We start from the raw sequence: 604 nt of genomic DNA on the forward strand, positions 1-604 counted from the left end.
AGCAGCGCTGATAATGGGAAGAAAAGACTAATAATACAACAAAACAAAGAAAAATATCCAATATCGGCGATGTGTAGAATATTAAGAATTAGTCGAGCAAGCTACTACTATCAAACAAAAGAAAAACGAGATGAAAAAGACTTAGAAGACAAAATAAAAGAAGCATTCAAAATAGGAAGACAGAACTATGGTACCAGAAAGATAAAAAAGTATTTAAAAGCTAACTATAACTTAAAAGTAAGCAGAAGAAAAATAGGGAAGATCATGAAAAAATATGGACTAGAATCCAACTACACAAAACAAAATTATAAACCACAAAAATCACAATCAAATGAAAGTAAAACACAAAACAAACTAAATAGAGAATTCAAAGAAGAAAAACCATTGAAAAAAATAGTGACAGATTTAACATATGTGAAAGTAGGAAACAAATGGAATTATGTATGTTTAATAATAGATTTATTTAATAGAGAAATTATAGGATATTCAACAGGAAAGAAAAAAGATGCAGAGTTAATATTAATAGCGTTAAAAACAATCCCCTATTCACTAAGTGAAATAGAATTAATTCATACAGATAGAGGAAAAGAATTTGACAATAAAA

Annotated in this window: 1 protein-coding gene; it reads left to right on the top strand. The window is 27.0% G+C overall.

Annotation, left to right across the window (positions count from 1 at the left end; all coding sequences use genetic code 11):
• The coding region (locus HMPREF1983_RS04240; protein ID WP_021753066.1) for an IS3 family transposase at positions 1–604 on the top strand (604 nt) is incomplete at both ends.

It is taken from the genome of Gemella bergeri ATCC 700627 (assembly GCF_000469465.1).
Taxonomy (GTDB): Bacteria; Bacillota; Bacilli; order Staphylococcales; family Gemellaceae; genus Gemella; species Gemella bergeri.